Origin of the sequence: Lentzea sp. NPDC051838 (genome assembly GCF_040681245.1) — a bacterium.
Lineage (GTDB): Bacteria > Actinomycetota > Actinomycetes > Mycobacteriales > Pseudonocardiaceae > Lentzea.
On record NZ_JBFAYI010000021.1, the window covers coordinates 84,455 to 105,390 of the forward strand.

Sequence of the window (20,936 nt, forward strand, 5' to 3'; positions counted from 1 at the left end):
GCCTCACCTTCACGGGTGCGGCGGGCCTTTTCGGTTGAGCCGGGCCGCCTGGCGCGTGAGGTATTCCCGCTCGGCGAGGTTCGACGCTTTCCCGGCAGCCTCGACGTAGAGCCGCGCGGCCGTTTGCTCGTCGCCATCGCGCTCGTGGAGGTAGGCGGCCACAGCCGTGTAGCGGGGCAGTTCCGCGTCCAGTTCGGCGAGTGCTTTCAACCCGGCCCGCGGCCCGTCCGCCTCGGCCACGGCGACCGCGCGGTTGAGCCGCACGATCGGGCTGTCGGTCAGCTGGGTCAGCTCGTCGTACCACTCGACGATCTGCACCCAGTCGGTCTCCTCGGCCTCGGGCGCGTCGGCGTGCAGGGCCGCGATCGCCGCCTGCGCCTGGAACTCGCCGAGCCGGTCCTTCGCCAACGCGTTCTGCAGGATCTCGACGCCTTCCGCGATCAACCTCGTGTCCCACTTCGCCCGGTCCTGGTCGGCGAGCGCGATGAGGCTGCCGTCTGGAGCCGTGCGGCTGGCCCGGCGGGCGTGGTGCAGGAGCATGAGAGCGAGCAGGCCGGCCACCTCGGGGTGGTCGATCGCACCGGAGAGCTGCCGGGTGAGCCTGATCGCTTCGGCCGCGAGGTCGACGTCGCCCGAGTAGCCCTCGTTGAAGACCAGGTAGAGGACACGCAGCACGGTCGCGACGTCGCCGGGCTGGTCGAACCGCACGTCGCCGACCGTCTTCTTGGCACGACTGATCCGTTGGGCCATCGTCGCTTCCGGCACGAGGTAGGCCTGGGCGATCTGGCGGGTGGTCAGGCCGCCGACCGCCCGCAACGTGAGCGCGACGGCCGACGACGGCGTCAGTTTCGGGTGCGCGCAGAGGAAGTAGAGCTGAAGCGTGTCGTCGGTGTCGCTGACGGGACCCGGTTCCGGCTCGGTGTTCTCCTCACGGCGTTTTCGAGCGGTCTCCGCTCTCGTCGCGTCGATGAACTTGCGCCAGGCAGCCGTGACGAGCCAGCCCTTCGGATCCCGCGGCGGATCTTCGGGCCACACCCGGAGCGCCTCGATCAACGCGTCCTGCACCGCGTCCTCGGCCGCCGCGAAGTCAGCTCCGCGGCGGACGAGGACACCGAGCACAGCCGGGGTGAGGCTCCTGACCAGCGCCTCGTCCATGGTCACTCCGTGATGGTCGGCGGGTTGCCGTAGAACGGGCGGACCTCGAGCCACTCGTGAATCGGCTTGCCGTCCTTGCCCGGTGCCGCCGACAGCTCACCCGCGAGCTCGATCGCCCGGTCGTAGCTGTCGACGTCGATGATCATCCACCCCGCGATGAGGTCCTTCGTCTCCGCGAACGGTCCGTCGGTGACCGGCGGCTTGCCCTCACCGTCGTAACGGACCCAGGCACCCGCCATCTCGAGCGCCTGGCCGTCCACGAACTCGCCGGTGTCCTTGAGCTTGTCGGCGAAGTCGTTCATGTACTGGATGTGGGCCGAGATCTCGTCCTGGGTCCACTGGTCCATCGGCACGTTGTTCACCGGTGCAGGGGCGCCGCGGTAGTGCTTGAGCAGCAGGTACTTGGCCATCTCGGGTGTCTCCCTCGGTGCTGGTGCGACCCATCTTGGCCGCTTCCACCACGGGGACGGAGCCGTTCCCTGCTTCTCGACATCGCGTCTCGAGATTTTTCGACTAGTTGTGGCAGTCCTGGTCCCTGAGGTCGAGGAACGCCGTCCAGACCTTGCCGTCACGCACCCCGAAGATGAACTCCGCGGCCGGGTTGTTGTCGGCTTTCGCCCGGTAGCTGTAGTTGGGGCCGATGGGCTCGAGGTTCGTGTACTCGGCCTTGAGCGTCGCCTCGGTGGCGCCCTCACCCACGCCGTCGGACGCCATCGCCGAGGTGAAGTTGATGGTCGCGAGCCCCTTCGCCTTGGACACCCACACGTGCTTGCCGGTGCCGAGGATTTCGTGGGACGTGCAGGTGGCCTCCGGGACGTTGGTCCGGTCCGGGCCGATCATCCCCGTGGCCAACGCCTGCTGGAGCGTCATGCCCAGCTTGAGCTTGCCGTAGCCGGACGAGCCGATCACCGGCTTCTCCGGTGCCGGAGGCGGGTTCGTGACGGTCTGGGTCACGACCTCGGTGACCACCGCGGCGGCGGGCGTGGGTGCCGGCTCGGAGGTGCCGGTGGGCGTGGGCGCTGCGGTGGACGTGCAGGCGGCCAGGCCGAGAGTTGCGGTGGCAACGACGAGCAGGATCGAGCGGTTCATTTCTGTTTCCCCCAGGAGTTTTCGGATTAGAAGACAGCCGCCATGCAGGCGAGCTGGCGCTTGAAGAGCTTGATCTTGGTGACCTTGTCGGTCAGCTTGCGAGGCGTGAGGGTGTCGCTGGTCTCGAAGAGCAGGCGCGCGTCACCGGGGATCTCCACGGCGTACCCGAGGGACTCCTCCGCGACGCTCGGGTAGGCCTTCTTGACCTCTTCGAGGGTCGCGCCCACGCCGATGCCGGCCGAGGTCTTGGCGTCCTTCGGGAACACGATCCGCTCGACGCCGTTCGTCGACACGGTGATGTTCTCGTTGTAGCTGCACTGGCCGCCGTTGGCGACGTGGAGGTCGCCGCCCGCGAGACCGGTCGCCTTGGCCTCGTCGAGCGTCATGCCGAGCTTCAGCGCGCCGTAGCCGAGGCGGCTGTCGGCGGGTGGCTTGGGCGGGTTCGTGACCGTGTTGGTCACGACCTCGGTGACCACCGGCACGGTGGGCGTGGGCGCCGGCTTGCTGTCCGGAGTGGACGTGCAGGCGGACAGGGCGAGAGCGGCGCCGAGGACGACGAGGACAAGCGAGCGGTTCATGGTGGTTCCCCAGTGCTTGGTGTTTCGGATTGGTCAGCGGAGGTCGGACATCGCGCAGTCGGCGCCGTTCGCGAGGATCTTGATGGCGACGATCTCGTCGTTGTCCGCGAAGAACATGCTGTTGGTCTTGCTGATGCTGAGGAACGCGAGACTGGCGTCTGCGCCCAACTTCGTCTCGAAGCCGTCGCGGTACTCCTTGGCTTCGGGGTAGGACTTCTTCACGTCGGCGACGGTCGAGCCGACACCGATTCCGGCGGAGGTTCTGGCGTCGGCGGGAAGCTTGATCAAAACCAGGCCGAGCTTCTTCGAGACCACGACCTCCCTGCTCACCCAGCACCCCAGACGTTCTTCCGCACCGAAGTCCGCGGGCGCCATGCCGGTGGCCTTGACCTCGTCGAGCGTCATGCCCAGCTTCAGCGGGCCGTAACCGAGGCGGTTGTCGGTCTGCACCACGGCGTCCGGCTTGGGCGGGTTGGTGACGGTCTGGGTCACCATCTCGGTCACCACGACCGGCGGCGGCGTGGACGTGGACTCGGGCGTGGACGTCGGTGCCGGGCTGCTGTCCGGAGTGGACGTGCAGGCGGACAGGACGAGGGCCGCGGCGGCGGCCACGAGGACGAGCGAGCGGTTCATTTCGGTTCCCCCCCAGGAACTTGGTTTCTCGGACTTCACAACGGTGGGGGTCGTACCCGCCTCACCCCCCAGCGAGGCGGGTACGACCAGTTCAGAGCAGGTACATCGCGCAGTCGGCGCCGGTCGCGCCGAGCTTGATGACCTGGACCTCGTTGGCATCGCTGCCGGGCTCGCCGACGAACGAGTAGTAGGCGGTGTCGCTCGCCTTCGCCGACCAGCCGCCGCGGTACTCGGAGGCGTCCGCGTAGGCGCGCTTCACGTCGCCGAACGTCGAGCCGACGCCGATCCCCTTGGGCGTCTTCGCGTCGGCGGCCAGCGTGATGCGGACGACGCCGTACTTCTTCGAGAAGGAGACCTTGCCGTCGCCGACGCACGTGCCGTCGCCGTCGCTGTCCCAGGTGAGGTCGGTCAGACCGGCGGCGCGCGCCTCGTCGAGCGTCATGCCGAGCTTCAGCGCGGCGACCGGCTTCGGCGGGTTGGTCACGGTCTGCGTCACCACTTCGGTCACGACGGGAGGTGGCGGCGTCTCCGAGGTCTGGTTGGAGGACGTCTGCGGCGCGGCGTTCTGCTGCTGCGCGGGCGTGGAGGTGCACGCGGTGATTCCGGCGACGGCGACTGCGGCGACGAGTGCGATTTTGATCGAGCTGTTCATTTCTGGACCCCCATTGAATGTTTGTTTTTCGAGACACCCATAAGACGTCGACACCATCAGCGGGTTGCAAACTTCAACGTCACAGAAAAGTCACGGAAACAACGTGAATTTCAGGCACGACAAATACCCCCGCAGTGCGGAGTGGAACGATCAGGTTCTACTGTGCGCGACCGGCCTGCAAGACCGCTGTAAACGGCCTGCAAGCCCGCGATCAGGCCGTAAGAGGCGTCGAGGTCCCGCCGCACCCCCAAGAGCGGCGGGACCTCGACAAGATCAAATGGTCAGATACCCGGACAGTCGTTGGCGTTCAAACGCATTCGCACCGTCGTCACCACCGCGCCGTCGGTTTCGAAGACGTACGTCCACTTGGGTGTCGCTGCCATTTCCACGCGCAGTTCGGAACCGTTCTGCACGGCGGTCGGATAGGCGTTCTTCACGTCGGCCACCGGCGTGCCGGCAGCGACGTTCTTCGCGGTCTTGGCGTAGCTCGGCAACGTGATCCGGACCAGTCCCCTGGCCGGCGAGATCACCACGGCGTCGTTCTCCGCCACCGTCCCAGTCGCGTAGCCGGTGCACGAACCGACGGGCGTGCCCGGCTCGATCAGCGACCCGGTCTTCAACGCGTCCGCCTCGCTCATCCCCAGCACGAGCTTGCCGAACTTGCCGGCTTCCGCGGGAGGAGGAGCGGGCGGGGTGGTGGTCGTGCGCGGTTTGCTCGGGTTGCCGGAGGACGGGGTGCCGGCACCAGGGGTGCTGCCGCTCGAGTTCGCCGGCGGATCGACCGTCACGACCGTGGTCGAGTAGACGGTGCTGGTGGACTGCGAGACGGAGGTGGTCGACGGCGAGGAGGTCGGCAGCAGTTCGCCTGCCGTGTGGTCACCGGAGGACGGCAGCTGGGTCAGTCCGACTCCGGCTCCGACCAGTGCCACCACGGCGAAGGCGGTGGTCATGGCTGATCGCCGTCGTCGCCTTCTGTCCGCGCCGCGCAGCACCGCGTCGGTCGCGTCCGGAGTCGCGTGGACGTCCAGCCGATCGTCGCTGAAGAGCCTGCGCAGCTCGTCGTCGAGGTCGTCGTCCACCGGTCAGTCCTTTCCCAGGCGGGTCCGGAGACTCGCCATCGCCTTGCTGCTCTGGCTCTTCACGGTGCCCGCCGAGATGCCGAGCGCGTTCGCGATCTCGGCTTCACTGAGGTTCTCGTAGTAGCGCAGCACGATCACCGCGCGCTGCCTCGGCGGCAGGTCGCGCAGTGCTTGCCAGAGCGGTTCGTTGTCGAGCCTGCTCAGCTCGGGAGCCAGCGCGCCGCTGTCGGGAAGATCCGCCACGAGGTTCTCGCGGCGACGACGGCGCCAGATGCTGATGTGCGTGTTGGCCATCGCCCTGCGGACGTACGCGAGCGGGTCGTCACCCTTGCGCTGCACCGCCACCCAACGCGAGCCGACCTTCTCCAGCACGGACTGGACGAGGTCGGCCGCGTCGTGCGGGTTTCCGGTCAGTGCATGGCCATAACGCAGAAGTCCGGGCATCGACATGCGCACGAACTCCGCGAAGTCCCCCACGGCTTCCGCTCTTCCCCCGCCGCGTTCGGCGGCCGACTCCAGCTGCAGCACCGCCGTCACGGCACACGCTCCCTCCCCGAAGCGACAACTGGCTTCAGGGAGTCCACGCGCGACTGAGCGGAACGGTTGCCCTACTTAATCACAGAACGGCAACGGTCTCCGGCAGAACGAACGAACCGTCCTGCTCGCACGGAAACTCGTGCACCTCGACCACGGCCTCGACCGGAATCGGGCCGTAGACGTGCGGGAACCACAGCGGCGAGTCCGGCACCGCCTCCCACCGCACGGGCACCTCGACCAGCTTCGGGTCGACGACGAGCAGCAGCAGCCCGCTCTGCCCGTGGAAGAACTTGCTCGCCGTCACGTGCACGACCCCGCGGTCTGAGCAGTGCACGAACTCCTCACCGGCGGGTGCGATCGACCCGGCCGACTGGGCAGCGGCCCAGCCGGCCATCGAGATGATGTGCGTCAGCACTTATCCACAGCTCCTTGTGGACAACCGTGTGGACAACCTGTGGATCAACGCAGGGTGATCTGACGGCCGCGCAGACCGTCACGGGCCCGGCGCTCGGCGTCGGTCAGCGGCTCGTCGGAGGCCAGCGCCTCGAGCAAACGCTTGCCCAGCGCCTCGGCCGGCTCGGCCCACTCGCGGGCGTGCATCTCGCGGTCGAGGTCCCACACCGGCACGAGCAGGCCGTGCGCGCGGAACGAACCGGCGTAGCGGGAACCCTCGCCGAGGTCGAGCTCGCCGCGGGCGGCCAGGCGGGCCATCGCGGGCAGCAGCTTCTCCTCGGGCTCGGGACGGACCCAGCGCAGGTGCGCCTTGTCGCCCGCGTCCACCCAGTACGCGGCCTTCACGCCGGGAGCGTCGAGGCGCTCGGTCGGCAGGATCGCGGCGTTCGCGCGCTCCAGCGACAGGGCGACGTCGCCGGTCGGCTCGGTGCCCTCCGGCATCCACCACACGAAGTCGGTGTGCAGCACGGGCACGATCTCGGCCTCGGTGTCGAGCAGGTCCTGCAGGCGGCCGGGGTTCGCGCCGTCCTCGGGGCCGACGACCGGGAGCACGTCACCGGTCTTGGCCTCCTGCGCCCACTGCAGTGCGCGAGCCAGGTCGCGGCTGATGTCGCCGGACCGCGTCTGCACCTGCAGGCCCACGAACGGCACGTCGTCGCCGCGGATCAGCCCGGCGGCGGCCATCGGCAGCACGGTGGCCAGCGTGACCTCGCGGCCGTCCAAGACCTGCAGCTTGGCGATCGCCGACGGCACGAACTCGCGCAGCGCGATCAGCTCGCACTCGGCGGCCAGGCCCTCGAACGGCCGGGACACGATCACGTCCGTCGCGCCGCCGGGTGCGCCGTGGCAGGCCTTGTAGCGCTTGCCGGACCCGCACGGGCAGGGCTGCTTCGGGTTGATCCCGTCCTTCGGTGCGTCCTTGACCGCGGTCCGCTTGGCCACCTTGGCCCTCCTCGTGTTCAGGCTTGGTCAGGTGGCCAAGTTAGCCGTCAGCAGGCGGCGGGTGTTCGCCGGGGCGTTCGTCGCGAGGTAGCGGACGCCCAGGTCACGACACAGCGCGACGTCTTCGGCGCTGTCGACCGTCCACACGTACGTCTCGTGCCCGGCCCGCCTCGCCCGATCGACGTAACCGGGGTCGTTGCGCAGCACGTGCACGCCCGGTCCGGTGTAGTCGGCGAACGAGGGCAGCGCGCCGCTGCGGTAGCGGCCGAGCCGGTCGAGCAGCAGCACCGTGCGGATGTCCGGCGCCTGGTCGCGGAACGCCTTCACCGCGGTCGGTGAGAACGACATCATGACGATCTGGGAGTCGAGCCCGTGCTTCTTCAACGCCTCGACGAGCTTGCGTTCGACCTCGTTGCGGTACCGGACCGGGTGCTTGGTCTCGACGAAGAGCTGCACGTTGGTGCCCTTGACCAGGTCCAGCAGCTCGTCGAGCACGAGCAGCTCAGCGGGCTGACCGTGGCGGTGCCAGCTGCCGTAGTCGTGCTGCCTCAGCTCGCTCAACGTGAGCGCGCTGACCGTGCCACGACCGTTGGAGGTGCGGGCGAGGGTGCGATCGTGGACACACACGATCTCGCCGTCCTTCGACAGCCTGATGTCGCACTCGAGCCCGTCCGCGCCTTCTTTCAACGCCAGCTCGTACGCGCCGATGGTGTGCTCAGGGCGGTCGGTGGAGGCACCGCGGTGGGCGACGACGGAAGGTAGCTGCACAACCGCGCACGATAGTTGGTTGGCAACAATTTGAGGGATCAATCAAATGGACGTGGACGAAACGCGAAACGCGACTTACCGTCCCGCTTTGTGACGTTCGACCAGCGCGATCCCGCGTTCATCTCCGACCCCTACCCGGCCTTCGCCGCGCTGCGCGAAGCCGGTGAGGTGCATCACCACGAGCAGATGGGCGTCGCCGTCGCGGTCTCGCACGCCGCCTGCTCGGCGGTCCTGCGCCACCGCTCGCTCGGCCGGATCTGGTCGGACGTGAAGCCGGTCGAGCAGTTCATGGCCTTCAACCTGCTGCACCGCAACTCGCTGCTGGAGAACGAGCCGCCCACCCACACCCGCCTGCGCCGCCTGGTCGCCGCCGCGTTCGGCCGCGGCCACGTCGAGCGCCTCCGCCCGTGGGTCGCGGACCTGGCCGACCGCCTCGTCGACGAGCTGGTGGCCAAGATCGACGACGTGGGCCAGGCCGACCTGCTCGCCCACGTCGCCGCCCCGCTGCCGGTCGAGGTGATCGCCGAGCTGCTCGGCGTGCCCGGCCAGGACCGCTACCTGCTGCAGCCGTGGTCGAACGCCATCGTGAAGATGTACGAGTACGGCCTGCCGGCCGAGCAGCAGGACATCGCCGAACGCGCCGCCAAGGAGTTCGTCGCCTACCTGCGCGAACTGATCGCGCTGCGCCGCGTCTCGCCCGGTTCCGACCTCGTGTCCGACCTGGTCGCCGTCACCGACACCGACGGCGCCCGCCTCACCGAGGACGAGCTCGTCGCCACCGCGGTGTTGTTGTTGATGGCCGGCCACGAAGCCACGGTCAACGTCATCGGCAACGGAGTCTTCGCCCTGATGCAACACCGCTCGCAGTGGGAACGCCTCTCTGAGCCGTCGATCATGCCCACCGCGGTCGAGGAGCTCATCCGCTACGACTCGCCGCTGCAGCTCTTCGAACGCACCGCCACCGAACGCGTCGAGATCGCCGGCCACGTCATCGAACCGGGCGAGAAGATCGCCGCGCTGCTCGGTGCCGCCGCCCGCGACCCGTTGGTGTTCGAAGAGCCCGACGTCCTGGACGTCGGCCGCGAGAAGAACCAGCACCTCGGCTTCGGCATGGGCATCCACTACTGCCTGGGCGCCCCGCTCGCCCGCATCGAGGTGGAGGCGGCGCTGTCGTCGTTGCACCGCAAGCTGCCCGGCGCGGTGCTGGCCGAGGAACCCAACAGACGCGCGGAGTTCGTGATCCGCGGGCTGCACTCGCTGGTGCTCAGCGCGGAGTAGCTTCGGCCTTCCTGCGTTGCGCGCCGAGGAAGATGCTGAGCTGGTCGAGCACCTCGGTGCTGCCCACCCATGCCCGCTTCCGAACCGCCGTGGGCATCTCGACGGCGTCGAAGTCGGCGTTGTTCCTGCTGCCCAGCGCTTTGGCGAGCAGGTGCAGGAACGCGATCAGCTCGTCCGGCCAGCGCACCTCGCGCAGATGCAGCTCTGCGAACGTGGCATATGCGGCATACGACGTCCGTAGGTCGAACAGGTGGTCGCGGAGCATGTCCGCCGAGAAGTCGCCCTGGTCCAGCCGCAACTTCATGGCCTCCAACTGGCGCCGTTGCATCCGACGGCTCGCCACGACCGACATCACCCAGAACAACACCGCGAGTGCGAGCAGCGCGATGAAGACGGTGACCGCGATCTCCCCGACCACAGGATCGAGGCCCGCACCTTCTACGGCGTAGGCACCGCCGGCGACCAGGGCGAGAACAACTGCGTAACCGGCCACGAAGAGCAGCGCCTGCAACACCGCCTTCGGGCTGAGGACGTTGAGGGATGCCCGCACCATGCCCTGCCACCCGTATTTCGCCGTGAAGAGCAGAACGATCGGCAGGAGGTAGACGAGCAGTGCGAACACCGTGACGACTCCGCCCGCTGCCGGACCGCCCTGCCAAGCCCCGATGACGAGCGCGACTGTCAGCACCATGTTGCCCATGTACGGAATCGACATCAGCAGGTACAGGTCCGTGTCGCGGAGAACCGAGGAGAACGCCTGGAAACGAGCGGTCATCCTGGACTCGCTGCACGCGACCATCCGGACCACCAGGAAGTAGTGCGTGCTGATCAGGAAGTACAGAACTACGAGCAGCCATTCAAAGCTCGGCAGCACGACACTGAACCGCGCGATCAGCACTGTCGCCACCAACGTGACCGCCGTGTGCAGGAACGGGCCGAAGATCAGCAGGCGCTGCGCCCGTTCGAACACTCCCGGATCCGGCAGTCTGCGGACCTGCGCCAGCACCGCTTTCCGTTCCCTGCGCAGCTTTCCGCCCACGCTCAGGTCGACCAGCATCTGCCGGATCTGGTCCCGCAGCTCGACCGCGAGCTGCGGGAGCTTGCGCATCTGCTGGAACGACTCCTGCCGCAGCCACTCGCTGTCGCTGGCGAACCCCTCGATGAGCAGCTCGCGGGACGTGTCGGTGTCCGCGACCGAACACACCTCCAGCACCCACTTGCGGTCGAACAACATGCCGTCTTCCCAGGCCTTCTTCAGCACCGGGCCGACGAGCCTCGCGACCTCGGGCTGCGTCGCGAGCAACGTCGGCGAGCCGCCCTCGGCCAGAATCCCCAGCAGGTAGAGGAGTCCCGGCGGCCAGTCGTAGCCGCGGTCGCCGGTGCCGGGCACTTCGGAGGGCAGCAACCGGACGGCTTCCTCCAGCAGCTTGCCCGCGTGGTCGGCGCGCTGGGTCTGCAGGACCGTCACGGCCGTCTCGCGCCACCGTCCGCTCGTCAGCAGGTCGTGGACGGGGACGCGGTCGGGTTCCCTGATCACCACGCAGGTCGCGAAGTACTCCTGCAGCCGCCGGTGCGAGAACGTCACGCTGCCCTCGTCGTCACCAGTGCGCGCGATCTTGGTGTAGATCAGCGCGTCCAGGGTGCGGGCGAGGTCGGCCTTGGGCCGGCGCAACGACTCCGCGAGCAGCGCGACCGCCTGGACCTTGGGCACGTTGAGGCCGAGCGACTGCCGTGACGCGATCAGGAACGCCAGCTCCTCGGCGATCCTGCGGACGTCGTCGCTGCCGACGTCGAAGTGGCCGCGGAGGCGCTCGGCGTCGCGGGCCAGGCGGTGACCGATGTAGGTCTCCAGCACGGCGTGCACGTTGGTCGGGAAGTCGTTGCCCTGCCTCATGTGCTCGCACAGCAGGCCGAGGAACAGCGGGTTGCCGGACATCTGCTGCACGCTCACCTCGGCGTTCGGCAGCTCGCCCAGCAGCTGGTCCTCGACGGCGCGGTCGAGCTCGGAACGCTGGACCAGCAGACGCTTTCGCTGTTCCGACAACGGAACCACGCGGAACGTCGGCCAGGCCGCACGGCCAGGACCGCGGAACTCACGGCTCGCCACGACTCCGCGGCACGCGTTCATGGCGTGCAGAAAGGCGTGCACCGCGTCGGCGTAGGCCTCGATGGCGTGGTTCGCGGACGTGGCGCTGAGGATCTCCGGGATCTCGTCGAAGGAGTCGAAGAGGAAGAGCCAGGTGCCGTCACGCATACCGCGGTCGAACTCTTCTTCGAGGAACCGTTCGACGTCACGGTCGCGCACGGCGTTGATGGACTCGATCACGAACGCGCGGACGTCCTCGGCCGTCGGCGTGCCAGGAGGTTCGAACGTCTTGAGGTTCACGTAGATCGGGATGACGCTGTGCTCGCTCGGCCGGCGCATCGCCCTGCCCGCCATGCGTTGCGTGAGATGCCGCATGGCCACGCTCTTGCCCGCGCCCGGCTCTCCTTCGAGCAGCACGATGCGGTCCTCGTGCTCCTCCAGCGCCTTCGACAGCGACGGCACCCGCTTCAGCGAGTTCATCGGGGTGCGGCGCAGCAACCGGGGACGCTGGCGGCCGGTGATCTCGAGCTCGGCCTCCAGCTCGGCGTAGCGGTGGTCGCGCCACTCCTCCTTCTCGCCGAGCCTGCGCATCTGGCTCTCGACGTGGTCGGCGAACCGCGCCCGCCTGGCCGCCCTGCGCTTGTCGGTGCGGGTGGTCAGCCACCGGTAGGCGGTGCCGATCTGCTTGCCCAGGCCGAAGTACTTGAACAGGACCAGCACGACGATCACGGCGACGACGATCGTGGTGGTGCCCGGCGACAGGAACGCCTTGAGGGCGTCGATCAGCACCTTGAGCGGATCGCTCACCGGTCCCAGGTCCTGTGCCATGCCAGGCTTTTCGGGCCGGAACGAGCAAGGGTTACGGTTACCGGCAGTAATCACCCGACCTGAGCACTTCGGCCAGTACATCGGCCTTGAATGAGTCAGCACGAGCGCGGTTGTCAGTCCGCATGCTTACCCTGATGGTTCGGCCCCGCCCGACCGTTGATCCTTGCAGCAACCCTCCCGCCCGGCCGCCAAACCGTCCACTGGACGTCGGCGCACGGTGCGGGGGCCGCAGCAGGCGTCCCTCGCGCATTGGAGAACCCTCATGCGCAGACGTTTGATGATCGCGGGCGCCGCGGTCTCGGCCTTCGTCATCGGATTGCTCGGCCCAGCCGGCGTAGCGCTGGCCGGCCCGGTCGGCACCGCCGCCGGTTTCGAGGACGACGACGCGAACCTCGCCCCGCAGGCACCGATCAACTTCGACTGGAACAGCTTCTCGCCGGCTACCTGGACCGGCACCGCACCGACAAGAACGGCGGCCAAGGTCACCTCCGGCTGGTCGTTCACCGGCCTGGAGGACTGGCAGGCCACCACCGCCGACTCCGGCTTCGCCGGTGGTACCAAGCAGGACCACATCTGTCCGAGCGTCGGCACCGCGAAAGCGTCCAACAAGGACGACCTCAAGCGAATCTACGTCGCGAGCAAGACCGTTGGCACCAGCGTGTACTTGACACTCGCGTGGGTCCGCATCCCGCAGAACACCACCTCGCCGTCCGCACACGTGGCGTTCGAGTTCAACAAGGGAACCACGTCCTGCGGTGCCGGATCCGGTGGGCTCGTGCAGCGGACCGCCGGTGACATGCTGATCGTCTACGACTTCGAGGGCGGCGGCACGCCGGTCCTGAAGCTCTCGCGCTGGATCACGTCCGGTTCGTGCGAGGTCGGCAGCAGCTCCCCGCCGTGCTGGGGCGTCGCGACCACCCTGTCCAGCGGCGTGGCGGAAGCAGCCGTCAACACCGGCGCGACCGCGCAGGACACCGTCGGACCCACGACCGAGACACTTGGGCTGTCCGAGTTCGGCGAAGCAGGCATCAACCTGACCGCCGCCGGCGTCTTCACGCCTGGCGTGTGCGAGGGCTTCGGCAAGGCGTACGCCGTCAGCCGCAGCTCCGGCCAGTCGTCGACCGCGCAGATGAAGGACCTGGTCGGACCGGGCAACATCAACATCCGCAACTGCGGTACCGCTGCCGTCACCAAGCTCGGCAGCGACGGCGGCAGCCAGGCCGGCGCCGTCTTCACGCTGTACAACGGCGCCGGCACGGGCGGCACGGTCAGGGGAACCTGCACCGTGAACGCAGCCGGAGCGTGCCTCCCGGTCTTCACCGACCTGCCCGTCGGCACCTACACCCTCGACGAGACAACGGTTCCCGCCGGCTACGACAAGGACCCGACCTTGCCGTACCAGTTCACCATCGCGGCCGATGAGAACAAGCAGCTGACGTTCACCGACCCGGCCCGCCCGGCCACCGTGAACGTGCAGAAGAAGGACGACACCGGCGCGGCAGTGCCTGGTGCGGTCTTCACGCTCTACAACGGCGCCAACACCAGCGGCACCGTCGTCGGCACCTGCACCACGGACGCCGCCGGTGTCTGCCAGCCGCCGTTCGCGAACCTGCCCGCGGGCACGTACACGATCGACGAGACGACCACCCCGACCGGCTACGCGAAGGACGCCTCACTGCCGTTGACCTTCAGCGTCGTCCGCGGCGAGACGAAGAACCTCTCGTTCACGAACCCGAGGACCTTCAAGGTGATCGTGCTCGTCTGCCGTGAAGCGGACAGCAAGCTCTACCCGAGCGGCGTGACGATTGACGGCCAGGCCGCGGGCAACTCGCTGTCCTCGGCGCAGGCTGCCACCGCCGGACTGGACGAAGCGACGTTGTGCGGCATCTCGACCGGACAGCGCGGTGGACTGCAGACCGGTAACCACTCCGCCAACCCAGTCGCGATCAACTAACGCCGGGGATACCGCTTGGGGAGCTTGAAACCGCGTTCCTTCAGCACGCTCCTCAAGCGGTCCGGGTAATCGGTGATCAGGCCATCGATCCCGGTGTCGATCATCTCGTGCATCCGCGGCTCCTCGTCCACGGTCCACGGGATGACCGCGAGGCCCTGTCCGTGGGCTTCGGTGACCAGTTCCTTCGTGGTCATCGTGTGCACCGGGGACAGGGCCTTCGCGCCGAAGCTCCGCACGGCCCTGGGCACGCTGCCGCCGAAGTCGTCCAGGTTCAGGCCACCGGTCCACGGCGAACCGGGCCGCAGGAACTCGGGCTGGGTCAGCGCCACCAGCGGCAGGCGCGGCTCGACCTCGTGCATCCGCATCAACGTGCCCCAGTCGAACGACTGGATGGTCACGTTGGGCAGGAAGCCGCTGCGCCGGATCTCCCGGACCGCGCGCTGCACGAACTGTTCGCGGGGTGCGGTTTCGTGCGGCGCGGCGGCCTCGACCTTGGTCTCGATGTTGAAGCGGATGCCCCACGCCCGGTGCTTGCGCGCGAGGTCGAACAGCTCGGCCAGCGTCGGCATCCTCGCGCCGGGCGAGAGCTCCTGGTCCGGGTACTGCGACCACCTGGTGCTGCCGCAGTCGAGCGTGCGGACCTGCGCGAACGTCAGGTCCTTCACGTACTTGCCGGCGTAGGGGAACTCCGGGTCGCCGGGAAACGCCGGCGCGGTGTCGAGGCACTTCGCCGGGTTCGTCTTGCGGTCGTGGGTGATCACCTCACGGCCGTCCCTGGTGATCTGCAGGTCCAGCTCCAGCGTGGTGACGCCGAGTTCGAGCGCCTTGCCGAACGCTTTGAGCGTGCTCTCCACGGTGAGGCCGATGCCGCCGCGGTGTGCCTGCAGGTCGAAGCCTCGGTGATGGTGCGCTTCCGCGATTCCCGGTGTGGCCATTGCGATCACCAGAGCCCCGATGAGTGTCCGCATCCACCCAACCTGGCACTGATGGGTCAGCCCTGGAAGCCCTTCAGGAAGAACGCCCACTGAACGGCGGAGAACACGAGGGTGCCGGAGTCCGGGCTCTTGGAGTCACGCACACCCACGGCCGAGCCGGCGAACGCTACCTCGACGCAGTTGTCGTTGCCGCCGGTGCCGCTTCGACTGCTCTTGTGCCACTCGGCGCCAGAAAAGTCCACAGTGGACACCCTTCACTCGGCCAGCGTCCGCTCGATCAAGGCCACCGACTCGGCGGGCGTCAACGCCCTGGCAGACAAGCGGTCGAACGCCAGCCTAGCCTCCTTCAACTCCCCCTCGTTCTCGATGTGCATCGCACCGGTCGCGTACGAGATGTACAGGAGATCGGAATCCTCAGGGTCGGGGAAGCTCAGCAAGGTGAATCCGCCATTCATCCCGTCATGAGCCCCCAGCTCGGATGGCAGCACCCTCAGCGTGACATTGGGCAGGGCCGCCATGTCGATGAGGTGGCGGAGCTGCGCTCGCATGACGTCGATTCCTCCAACAAGCTTCCTCAGTGCCGCTTCATCGATGACCGCGTCGAGGACCAACAGGTTGTCGGGGTCGGTGAGACGCCGTTGCCGGAACTGTCGGACCGCCACTTGGTTGTTCTGCCATCCTTTGCTGCGCTCACGGTGGTCCGCATCAAAGAGCGCCCGTGTGTATGCCTCGGTCTGCAACAGTCCGGGGATGGTGAGCAGCGCGATCTCCCTGATCACGGCCGCTTCGGTCTCGACATCGAGGTATCCCATGTCCTCAACGCCGAAAGCGCGCCACCAGCCTGCCTTCAGCGCGTCGCGCACTTGGTCGAGCAGGTCTGATTCGTAGGAGTCGTACAGGTCCATCATCGACCGCACCAGATGCACGTCGACGCGCGTCTCCGCCGCCTCGATGCGGTAGAGCGCTTGGACGTCCTTGTCGAGCGCCCTGGCCGCCTCCGGGATGCTCATCCGAGCGGTCAAGCGCATCTTCCGCAGTTTCTTGGCCAGCTTGCGGCGGCGGAAAGGCGGCTGACGCTTGCGCATTTCCCCATGATCGTCAGCGAGAACCCGCGTGTGAGATTCTCGCGAAAGATCACACGAAAGGCTTACCGGGGCGAGCCGGACGCGCGGAACGACCGCAGCGGGGGCTCGGGAGCGTCCTTCACCTCGACAACGCGCATCAACCGCACGGACGCGGCGTCCACGGGCAGCAGCAGCGTGGTGATCCGCCGGACGACCAGTGCCGTCGTCACCACGACGCCTGCCAGCACCAGATCGCCCAACGCGTGCAGCAGAACGCCGTCCGCCAAGGCCTGCGTGCTCTCCCGGAACGACCACAGGATCGTGATCAGGAACATCAGCCCCGACCCCGCCCAGAAGCCCCACCACCAGCGCAGCAGCTTCGACGGGCGCGGGCGTTCGTCGGCCGGCCTGCGTGCCACCGCGTGTTCGAGCTCGGCGAGCACCGAGCCGGGCACGACGAGGTTCATGCCGGGGACGAACAGGCCGAGCAGCGCTTGGTTGTCCGAACGCGACGGGCCGTAGCCCACGAGCGTCGCGGCCACGTTCCGCGCGCGGAACACCCAGAGGATGGTGAGCACGAGCGACAGCACGCAGCCCACGACCATGATCCACGCGGCCGTCTGCACCATCGCGTCCGAAGCGCTGACCACGCCGATCGACAGCGCGCCGTAGCGGCTCAGCGCGACCAGGACGTACCGCCAGACCTCGGACAACGCTGCCCAGACCGCGACGGCGCCGAGCAGCCACAGCGAGTTCTGCACGGTGCGGCCGAGCCTGCGCACACCGTCGACCGAGTCGGCGTGCTCGACGGTGCCCGGCACCGCCGTCGGCCAGCGCCACGCGAGCAGCGGGAAACCCCAGCGCGGCGGCACCGGGTAGTTCGGCGGGCCGCCGTAGGACAGCCGCTGCGACCTCCGCGAGGGTTGCGGGTACGCACCGGGTGGCGGGGTCGCCACCCAGTCCACGCGCATCGGCTGCAACGGCTGCACGATCAGATGACCTCGGGTTCCATGCCGTCGGTGCCGCCCTCGAGCGGACGACCGGCGGCGTCCCAGTGCTGCATGCCGCCCTCGACGTTGACGGCTTCCCAGCCGTTCTCGTTGAGGTACTGCGTCACGCGGGCCGAACGGCCACCGGCGCGGCACACGACGTAGAGCTGCACGTCGTTCGGCACCTCTTCGAGCCGGGCACCGATCTCGCTCATCGGGATGTGCAGCGCGCCGGGCGCATGGCCCGCGTCCCACTCGTCCTGCTCACGCACGTCCAGCAGGACGGCGTCTTGCGGCAGCACGGCGGGAACTTCGGCGATCTCCACGCTTGGAACAGTCACGCCCTAGATGGTGCCATGCCGGAGGTTGCACTTTCGTGAGCCTCCAGCACGGCCCACCCTCAGGCTCCCTCCGCGACGGCGAGCCCGAGCCTCGCGAACTGCTCCTCGGTGAGCGGAAGCGTGGCCCGGCCCTGGCCGACCCGCTCCCACGAACCCGGCTGGTTCGGATCGGGCTGGTTCGGGTCGCGCCGGAGGTCAGGAGTGCCCCAGTTCCGCAGCTCCACCTGGACCGTGTAGCCGAACTCCATCGCCCGGTACTCGGTCAGCAGCTGGGTGAGCGACTGGAACGGCTCCGACGGCTGCACGCCGTAGAGCTGCAGGGTCGTCCCGCTGCCGAGAACCTTGCGGCGCGGGGGCTGGCAGTCCCCCGTGAGCCAGACGTCCCTGTCGGCCTCGGTCTGCGGAGGGCCGGCGAGCCTGCCCGCGGTGATGCTGATGCTTCCCGTCCCCTGTGCGTCGGTCAGGTCGATGTCGACGCCCCTGATCTGCTGCCCTTCCTTGCGCAGCCGCGGCTCCCCGACGGTGATGTCGGGGAACAGCCGCCGTGCCGTGTCCACGTACCTGGCGACGGTCTTCGCGGGGATCTCCTCGCCGCCGAAGTACGTGGTCTCGCGGTCGAAGCGCTGCTTCATCTCGCACTGGGGGAAGCTCAGCACCGGCCGCCCGGGAGGAGGCGGCGCCGTGGACCCCGGCGTCCACGTACCGAGAGGCTGCTGCGACGGAACGTTGACGCGTGGCCAGTCGAGCTCGTGCACCACGGTGGCGGGCCCGTCGGGCAACTCGTCCGCGGGCGACGGATCCGGGGCGGCGTGGTTGAGCACGGTCGACCCGAGACCGATGCCGGCGACCACCGCGAACACTCCCAGCACGGCACCGGCGCGCTGGGCGAACACCCTGCGGCGGCCGCGCTTGAGCACCACGTCCAGCGTTGTCGTGGGAGGCGGAGCAGGTGCGTCGAGAGCTCCGCGCAGCTTCTCTTCGATGTTCATCAAGCACACTCCGAGGTAACCGGCTCGCCGTACGCCTCGCGGAGCGTCGCCAAACCCCTGGCTGTCTGACTTTTGACGTTGCCGATCGAACAGCCCAGCTCAGCGGCCGTCTGCTCGATCGACAGGTCGTGCACGAACCGCAGCACGAGCGCCGCCCGCTGCTTGGGCGGCACCTTGAGCAGTGCCGCGTTGAGCTTGGCGTCGGGGTCGTCGTAACCACCGGCGACCCCGCGGTCGGGCAGGTCGGCGACCGGGTCCTCGCGACGACGACGCCTGCTGTCGAGGAACAGGCGCGTGACGATCGTGCGGACGTAGCCCTCCGCCGTCTCACGCCTGATGCTCGGCCACTTCGCGTACGCCTTCACGAATGCGTTCTGCGCGAGCTCTTCGGCTTCCGACCAGTCGCCGCACAACGCGTACGCCGTGCGCCTGGCCCAGTCGAACCTGCCCGTGAAGAACTCCGAGAACTCCTCGTCTCGTCGCACTCCGGTCCCCCATGCTTTCGCTGCGTTCGCGTTGAATACGCAGTCGGCCCGTGCAGGGTTGCACACGCGAAAAACGGGCCGCCCCCGTGAAGGACGGCCCGTTCTCGCGTGCGGGAACTGCTAGTGAGCGATGGCCTTCTCGGCGCCCGCGCCGGTGAGGGAGCGGACCTCCATCTCGGCCTGCTTGACGGGGTCGGCCTTGTCCTTCGAGAGGATCGTGCCGATGTAGCCGAGCAGGAACGCGACCGGGATCGAGACGATGCCGGGGTTCGACAGCGGGAACAGGTCGAAGTCGGCGTTCTTGAACATCGAGGTCGGCGTGCCGGAGACGGCGGGCGACAGGATGATCAGGGTGATCGTGACGATCAGACCGCCGTAGATGCTCCACAGCGCGCCCGAGGTGTTGAACCTCTTCCAGAACAGCGAGTAGAGGATCGTCGGCAGGTTGGCCGACGCCGCGACCGCGAACGCCAGCGCCACGAGGAACGCGATGTTCTGGCCGTTGGCGATGATGCCGCCGCCGATGGACACGAGACCGATCACGATGGCGGTGATGCGGGCGACCTTGACCTCGTCGGTCTTGTCGTCGCTGTCGTTCCCGTTGCCCTTCTTGATGATGTTGGCGTAGATGTCGTGGGCGAACGACGCCGACGCCGTGATCGTCAGACCCGCCACGACCGCCAGGATCGTCGCGAACGCCACCGCCGCGATCAGGCCGAGCAGGATCGGGCCACCGAGCTCCAGCGCGAGCAGCGGAGCGGCGGAGTTGGCCTTGCCGGGGGCCTTGTTGATCGCGTCCGGACCGACGAGCGCACCGGCGCCGTAGCCCAGGACCAGCGTGAACAGGTAGAAGATGCCGATCAGCCAGATCGCCCACACCACCGAGCGACGAGCTTCCTTCGCCGTCGGCACCGTGTAGAAGCGCATCAGGATGTGCGGCAGACCCGCCGTGCCGAGGACCAGCGCGAGGGCCAGCGACAGGAAGTCGAGCTTGGTGGTGCCGTTCTTGCCGTACGCGAGGCCGGGGCCGAGCAGCTTCTCGCCCGCCTTGGGCGCGTTCTCGACGGCGGCACCGAGCAGCGACGACAGGTTGAACTTGTACATGCCGAGCACCCAGAGGGTCATGATGCCCGCACCGGCGATCAGCAGAACCGCCTTGATGATCTGCACCCAGGTCGTGCCCTTCATGCCGCCGATGAGCACGTAGGCGATCATCAGGGCGCCGACCACGGCGATGACGAGGGACTGGCCGGCCGTGCCCGTGATGCCGAGCAGCAGGGCGACGAGACCACCGGCACCGGCCATCTGGGCCAGCAGGTAGAAGAACGAGACGGCCATGGTCGACGTGGCTGCCGCCGCGCGGACCGGACGCTGGCGCATCCGGAAGCTCAGCACGTCGCCCATCGTGTACTTGCCGGTGTTGCGCAGCAGCTCGGCGACCAGCAGCAGCGCGACGAGCCACGCCACCAGGAAGCCGATCGAGTACAGGAAGCCGTCGTAGCCGTTGAGGGCGATGGCGCCCGCGATGCCGAGGAACGACGCGGCGGACAGGTAGTCACCCGCGATCGCGATGCCGTTCTGCGGGCCGGTGAAGGCGCGCCCGGCGGCGAGGTAGTCGGCAGCGGTCTTGGTGTTGCGGCTCGCCCGGATGACCACGAACAGCGTGATCAGGACGAAGACACCGAAGATGCTGATGTTGAGGATCGGGCTGGACTCGTTCACTTGCCGTCTCCCTCGATCTCACCGCGGAGCTTCTCCGCCAACGGGTCGAGGTTCTTGTTGGCGTGCCGCACGTACAGCGTCGTGATCACGAACGTGGACACGAACTGCAGCAGGCCGAAGATGAGCCCGACGTTGATGTTGCCGATCACCTTGGTCGACATGAACCCGTGTGCGTAGTCCGCGAGCAGCACGTACAGCAGGTACCACGCGAGGAACAGGCCGGAGACGGGGAAGACGAACTTGCGCAGCCTGTGCTTCAGCTCCACGAAGTCGTCGCTTGCTTGTACGTCGACCCACTTCTGCGCATCGGGGGCCGACTCGCTCGGGGTGTGTTCGACGGTGCTCACAGTCCCCTCCTCGCGGTACTCGTCGTAGGTGT

At 68.1% G+C, this 20,936-nt stretch carries 23 protein-coding genes; 2 read left to right on the forward strand and 21 right to left on the reverse strand.

All coding sequences use genetic code 11. The features are described 5' to 3' along the window. Positions 1-9: 9 nt before the first annotated feature. The 11 genes from AB0M24_RS33525 to AB0M24_RS33575 form a co-directional block, all read right to left on the reverse strand. Entirely contained in the window at positions 10-1,155 is a 1,146-nt protein-coding gene (locus tag AB0M24_RS33525; RefSeq protein WP_363777219.1) for a sigma-70 family RNA polymerase sigma factor, read from the reverse strand. 2 nt (positions 1,156-1,157) lie between these two features. Beyond that, on the reverse strand, positions 1,158-1,565 hold the full coding sequence (locus AB0M24_RS33530) for a YciI family protein (protein WP_363777222.1): 408 nt from the start codon (positions 1,563-1,565) through the stop codon (positions 1,158-1,160). Positions 1,566-1,668: 103 nt separating this feature from the next. Then, positions 1,669-2,244: a hypothetical protein gene (locus AB0M24_RS33535; RefSeq protein ID WP_363777225.1), complete on the reverse strand. Its 576-nt coding sequence runs from the start codon at positions 2,242-2,244 to the stop codon at positions 1,669-1,671. Positions 2,245-2,270: 26 nt separating this feature from the next. Then, complete coding sequence (locus AB0M24_RS33540) at positions 2,271-2,822, reverse strand: hypothetical protein (RefSeq protein ID WP_363777228.1); 552 nt, start codon at positions 2,820-2,822, stop codon at positions 2,271-2,273. A 33-nt stretch (positions 2,823-2,855) separates the two neighbouring features. After that, complete coding sequence (locus AB0M24_RS33545) at positions 2,856-3,455, reverse strand: hypothetical protein (protein ID WP_363777231.1); 600 nt, start codon at positions 3,453-3,455, stop codon at positions 2,856-2,858. A gap of 91 nt (positions 3,456-3,546) precedes the next feature. Then, on the reverse strand, positions 3,547-4,107 hold the full coding sequence (locus AB0M24_RS33550; RefSeq protein ID WP_363777234.1) for a hypothetical protein: 561 nt from the start codon (positions 4,105-4,107) through the stop codon (positions 3,547-3,549). A gap of 281 nt (positions 4,108-4,388) precedes the next feature. Then, positions 4,389-5,186, reverse strand: a complete 798-nt coding sequence (locus tag AB0M24_RS33555) for a hypothetical protein (protein ID WP_363777237.1) — start codon at positions 5,184-5,186, stop codon at positions 4,389-4,391. A 3-nt stretch (positions 5,187-5,189) separates the two neighbouring features. Next, the gene (locus AB0M24_RS33560) at positions 5,190-5,714 is read right to left on the reverse strand and encodes a SigE family RNA polymerase sigma factor (RefSeq protein ID WP_363777365.1); all 525 of its coding nucleotides are present in this window, start codon (positions 5,712-5,714) and stop codon (positions 5,190-5,192) included. 88 nt (positions 5,715-5,802) lie between these two features. After that, positions 5,803-6,138: a DUF952 domain-containing protein gene (locus AB0M24_RS33565; protein ID WP_363777239.1), complete on the reverse strand. Its 336-nt coding sequence runs from the start codon at positions 6,136-6,138 to the stop codon at positions 5,803-5,805. Between the two features lie 44 nt (positions 6,139-6,182). Then, complete coding sequence (locus tag AB0M24_RS33570; RefSeq protein ID WP_363777241.1) at positions 6,183-7,118, reverse strand: DUF5926 family protein; 936 nt, start codon at positions 7,116-7,118, stop codon at positions 6,183-6,185. Between the two features lie 27 nt (positions 7,119-7,145). Continuing rightward, on the reverse strand, positions 7,146-7,886 hold the full coding sequence (locus AB0M24_RS33575; RefSeq protein ID WP_363777243.1) for a glycerophosphodiester phosphodiesterase family protein: 741 nt from the start codon (positions 7,884-7,886) through the stop codon (positions 7,146-7,148). Positions 7,887-7,976: 90 nt separating this feature from the next. Here AB0M24_RS33575 and AB0M24_RS33580 point away from each other — a divergent pair, with 90 nt between their 5' ends. Further along, the gene (locus tag AB0M24_RS33580; RefSeq protein ID WP_363777245.1) at positions 7,977-9,164 is read left to right on the forward strand and encodes a cytochrome P450; all 1,188 of its coding nucleotides are present in this window, start codon (positions 7,977-7,979) and stop codon (positions 9,162-9,164) included. Here the strand turns inward: AB0M24_RS33580 and AB0M24_RS33585 are convergent. Continuing rightward, complete coding sequence (locus AB0M24_RS33585) at positions 9,151-12,078, reverse strand: NACHT domain-containing protein (RefSeq protein ID WP_363777247.1); 2,928 nt, start codon at positions 12,076-12,078, stop codon at positions 9,151-9,153. The genes AB0M24_RS33580 and AB0M24_RS33585 overlap by 14 nt on opposite strands. 262 nt (positions 12,079-12,340) lie before the next feature. Here AB0M24_RS33585 and AB0M24_RS33590 point away from each other — a divergent pair, with 262 nt between their 5' ends. After that, the gene (locus AB0M24_RS33590) at positions 12,341-14,032 is read left to right on the forward strand and encodes a SpaA isopeptide-forming pilin-related protein (RefSeq protein WP_363777249.1); all 1,692 of its coding nucleotides are present in this window, start codon (positions 12,341-12,343) and stop codon (positions 14,030-14,032) included. Here AB0M24_RS33590 and AB0M24_RS33595 read toward each other — a convergent pair. The 9 genes from AB0M24_RS33595 to AB0M24_RS33635 form a co-directional block, all read right to left on the reverse strand. Beyond that, positions 14,029-15,000 (reverse strand): glycerophosphodiester phosphodiesterase, encoded by a 972-nt coding sequence (locus AB0M24_RS33595; protein ID WP_363777251.1) that lies wholly within the window; start codon positions 14,998-15,000, stop codon positions 14,029-14,031. The genes AB0M24_RS33590 and AB0M24_RS33595 overlap by 4 nt on opposite strands. Positions 15,001-15,023: 23 nt before the next feature. After that, positions 15,024-15,209: a DUF397 domain-containing protein gene (locus AB0M24_RS33600; protein ID WP_363777253.1), complete on the reverse strand. Its 186-nt coding sequence runs from the start codon at positions 15,207-15,209 to the stop codon at positions 15,024-15,026. A gap of 12 nt (positions 15,210-15,221) precedes the next feature. Next, positions 15,222-16,052 (reverse strand): DUF5753 domain-containing protein, encoded by an 831-nt coding sequence (locus AB0M24_RS33605; protein WP_363777255.1) that lies wholly within the window; start codon positions 16,050-16,052, stop codon positions 15,222-15,224. Positions 16,053-16,114: 62 nt separating this feature from the next. After that, positions 16,115-17,020, reverse strand: coding sequence for a DUF4328 domain-containing protein (locus AB0M24_RS33610; protein WP_363777257.1), 906 nt, complete (start codon positions 17,018-17,020; stop codon positions 16,115-16,117). Between the two features lie 2 nt (positions 17,021-17,022). Then, entirely contained in the window at positions 17,023-17,361 is a 339-nt protein-coding gene (locus AB0M24_RS33615) for a rhodanese-like domain-containing protein (protein ID WP_363777259.1), read from the reverse strand. Positions 17,362-17,420: 59 nt separating this feature from the next. Then, entirely contained in the window at positions 17,421-18,350 is a 930-nt protein-coding gene (locus AB0M24_RS33620; RefSeq protein ID WP_363777261.1) for a hypothetical protein, read from the reverse strand. Continuing rightward, positions 18,350-18,835, reverse strand: a complete 486-nt coding sequence (locus tag AB0M24_RS33625) for a SigE family RNA polymerase sigma factor (RefSeq protein ID WP_363777263.1) — start codon at positions 18,833-18,835, stop codon at positions 18,350-18,352. The genes AB0M24_RS33620 and AB0M24_RS33625 overlap by 1 nt, the downstream gene beginning before the upstream one ends. Positions 18,836-18,955: 120 nt before the next feature. Further along, complete coding sequence (locus tag AB0M24_RS33630; protein ID WP_363777265.1) at positions 18,956-20,557, reverse strand: cation acetate symporter; 1,602 nt, start codon at positions 20,555-20,557, stop codon at positions 18,956-18,958. Then, entirely contained in the window at positions 20,554-20,904 is a 351-nt protein-coding gene (locus tag AB0M24_RS33635; RefSeq protein ID WP_363777267.1) for a DUF485 domain-containing protein, read from the reverse strand. Before AB0M24_RS33635 ends, AB0M24_RS33630 begins: the two co-directional genes overlap by 4 nt. Between the last annotated feature and the right edge of the window lie 32 nt (positions 20,905-20,936).

Coding starts and splice junctions, on each gene's coding strand:
- AB0M24_RS33590 (WP_363777249.1), top strand. CDS start 12,341: ATGCGCAGACGTTTGATGATCGCGGGCGCCGCGGTCTCGGCCTTCGTC.
- AB0M24_RS33550 (WP_363777234.1), bottom strand. CDS start 4,107: ATGAACAGCTCGATCAAAATCGCACTCGTCGCCGCAGTCGCCGTCGCC.
- AB0M24_RS33605 (WP_363777255.1), bottom strand. CDS start 16,052: ATGCGCAAGCGTCAGCCGCCTTTCCGCCGCCGCAAGCTGGCCAAGAAA.
- AB0M24_RS33525 (WP_363777219.1), bottom strand. CDS start 1,155: ATGGACGAGGCGCTGGTCAGGAGCCTCACCCCGGCTGTGCTCGGTGTC.
- AB0M24_RS33620 (WP_363777261.1), bottom strand. CDS start 18,350: ATGAACATCGAAGAGAAGCTGCGCGGAGCTCTCGACGCACCTGCTCCG.
- AB0M24_RS33585 (WP_363777247.1), bottom strand. CDS start 12,078: ATGGCACAGGACCTGGGACCGGTGAGCGATCCGCTCAAGGTGCTGATC.
- AB0M24_RS33545 (WP_363777231.1), bottom strand. CDS start 3,455: ATGAACCGCTCGCTCGTCCTCGTGGCCGCCGCCGCGGCCCTCGTCCTG.
- AB0M24_RS33595 (WP_363777251.1), bottom strand. CDS start 15,000: ATGCGGACACTCATCGGGGCTCTGGTGATCGCAATGGCCACACCGGGA.
- AB0M24_RS33530 (WP_363777222.1), bottom strand. CDS start 1,565: ATGGCCAAGTACCTGCTGCTCAAGCACTACCGCGGCGCCCCTGCACCG.
- AB0M24_RS33540 (WP_363777228.1), bottom strand. CDS start 2,822: ATGAACCGCTCGCTTGTCCTCGTCGTCCTCGGCGCCGCTCTCGCCCTG.
- AB0M24_RS33535 (WP_363777225.1), bottom strand. CDS start 2,244: ATGAACCGCTCGATCCTGCTCGTCGTTGCCACCGCAACTCTCGGCCTG.